At 68.9% G+C, this 2,740-nt stretch carries 2 protein-coding genes; both read left to right on the top strand.

The features are described from left to right. Positions 1 to 99: 99 nt before the first annotated feature. The gene (locus FNH08_RS48445; RefSeq protein WP_322726620.1) at positions 100 to 1,494 is read left to right on the top strand and encodes a nucleotide pyrophosphatase/phosphodiesterase family protein; all 1,395 of its coding nucleotides are present in this window, start codon (positions 100 to 102) and stop codon (positions 1,492 to 1,494) included. Between the two features lie 129 nt (positions 1,495 to 1,623). Continuing rightward, positions 1,624 to 2,694, top strand: a complete 1,071-nt coding sequence (locus FNH08_RS48450; protein WP_194238877.1) for a sugar phosphate isomerase/epimerase family protein — start codon at positions 1,624 to 1,626, stop codon at positions 2,692 to 2,694. The last annotated feature ends 46 nt before the right edge of the window (positions 2,695 to 2,740 follow it).

The following is a 2,740-nucleotide window of genomic DNA, read 5'->3' on the forward strand; positions in this document are numbered from 1 at the left end:
GCTGCGTCCCCGCGGCCGCACCCAGCTCGCCGAGGGCATCGCTGCTGAACTCGCCCTCGCCCGCGACCTGTTGACGGACCTCGGCCTCAAGGAGCTCCCGTGACCCCTCACACCGAAGCGGGGCCCACTCCTCTCCTCGTCCTGGACGTCGTCGGCCTCACCCCCCGGCTCCTCGACCACATGCCCCATCTCAAGGCGCTCGGCCGGTCAGGCTCCCGTGCCCACCTCGGCACCGTCCTGCCCGCCGTCACCTGCGCCGCCCAGTCCACGTTCCTGACCGGCACGCTCCCCGCCGAGCACGGCATCGTCGGCAACGGCTGGTACTTCCGCGAACTCGGTGACGTCCTGCTCTGGCGCCAGCACAACGGCCTCGTCGCCGGCGACAAGCTGTGGGACGCCGCCCGCCGCGCCCACCCCGGCTACACGGTCGCCAATATCTGCTGGTGGTACGCCATGGGCGCCGACACCGACATCACTGTCACCCCCCGTCCGATCTACTACTCCGACGGCCGCAAGGAACCCGACTGCTACACCCGGCCCCCGGCCCTGCACGACGAACTCACCGAGAAACTGGGCACGTTCCCGCTCTTCCACTTCTGGGGTCCCGGCGCCGACCTCCTCTCCAGCCGATGGATCATCGAAGCGACCCGCCACATCAACCGCACCCGCCATCCGGACCTGACCCTCTGCTACCTCCCTCATCTCGACTACGACCTGCAGCGCCACGGCCCCGACGACCCGCGCTCCCTCCAAGCGGCCACCGACCTGGACACCGCGCTCGCCCCGCTCCTCGACGAGGCCCATCAGGAAGGCCGTACCGTCGTCGCACTGTCCGAGTACGGCATCACGCGTGTGAACCGCCCCGTCGACATCAACCGCGCACTGCGCCGCGCAGGGCTCCTCGAGGTCCACACGCAGGACGGCATGGAGTACCTCGACCCGATGGCCTCCCGTGCCTTCGCGGTCGCCGACCACCAGATCGCCCACGTCTACGTACGCCACCCAGAGGACCTGGAGGCGACCAGGACAGCACTCGCCGACCTGCCCGGCATCGAGCAACTCCTGGACGACGAGGGCAAGAAGACCCACCACCTGGACCACCCGCGCTCCGGCGAACTCGTCGCCGTCGCGGAGCCGGACGCCTGGTTCACGTACTACTACTGGCTCGACGACGCCCACGCACCCGACTTCGCGCGGCTCGTCGAGATCCACCGCAAACCTGGCTACGACCCGGTCGAGTTGTTCATGGATCCGCTCGACCCGTACGTGAAACTCAAGGCGGCCACAGCGCTCGCCCGCAAGAAACTCGGCATGCGCTACCGCATGGCGGTCGTGCCCCTGGACCCGTCACCTATTCGCGGCAGCCACGGCCGCCTTCCCACGAGCGACGACGACGGTCCGCTCATCATCTGCTCCACCCCCCGCGCTGTCGGCGGCCGCCTCGCGGCCACCGATGTGAAACCACTCCTGCTCCACCTCGCCGGTCTCGACTGATCGGCGCCGAACGGGCACGCCATGGCCCGCGGTCCCACCCGACCAGTCCTTTCCGACTGGGTCTTCCAACTGATCACAAGTGAAGCACTCACCACTGACAACGCCCTCCGACACCGAGGAGTTCCAGGCATGAGCCGCTTGATGCGACCGAGCCGCACGACCGCCACCAGCAAGAACCACGATCCCGAACTCTCCCACCGCCTCAGCCGAAGAGGCATGCTGGGCGTGGCCGCGGGTGCCACCGCCGCGGCACTGCTCGGTGGGACCGCGGCTCCCGCCACGGCCGCCACCTCCGCCACGACCGGCGCCGCGGGCCGGGGCCGACCTGTTCTGCCGCCCGGACGGCTCGGCATCCAGCTGTACACCCTGCGCGACAAGGTCTCCACGCTCGGCTTCGCGCCGGTCTTCGCCGAACTGGAGAAGTACGGGTACGACGAGGTCGAGTTCGCCGGCTACACCCAGGGCTCCGCGGGCCCCATCACGCTCGCCCAGCTCAAGCGCCTGGCCCGCGACCACGGCCTGAACCCGATCGGTAGCCACGTCGGCTACTACTCCAGCGACCCGAACGCGTACACCTTCGCGCAGAACCTGAACAAGGTCCTCGACGACGCCCAGGCCCTCGGCCTCAAGCACATCGGCACCGCCTCCGGCCCGTTCCGCTACGGCTCGACCGTCGACGCGTGGAAGCGCGCAGCCGAGGAGTTCAACACCTACGGCGCGGCGGCCAAGGCGCGGGGCATGAAGTTCTACCAGCACAACCACTCCGAGGAGTTCTCCTTCGCCACCGACAAGCCCCGCGTCCGTCTCTACGACGTGCTGCTCGCCGAGACCGACCCCGACCTCGTCTACCTGGAGATGGACATCTACTGGGCCTACGTGGGTCAGTTCCGCTTCTCCAAGCGGCCCGACGGCACACCCGCGCCCTTCGAGCCGCTCGACTATGTCCTCAGGCGCCCCAACCGCTACCCGCTCTTCCACGTGAAGGACGGCGAGAGGGACCCGTCGAGCGAGTACGGCTACAACATGGTCGACGTCGGCGACGGAGACATCGACTACAAGCGGTTCATATCCGCGGTCACCCGCCTCAAGGGCCACCGCCTCGCCCACCACTGGCAGGCCGAACACGACAACCCCACCGAGTCGTTCACCTTCGCCCGCCGCTCCAGCGCGCACCTGCACTCGCTGCGGGAGAAGCGCTGACGACGGCACCCGGCACACATGAAGCGGCCGTCCAGTGGTCATGGGC

The organism is Streptomyces spongiae (assembly GCF_009377185.1).
Taxonomy (GTDB): domain Bacteria; phylum Actinomycetota; class Actinomycetes; order Streptomycetales; family Streptomycetaceae; genus Streptomyces; species Streptomyces spongiae.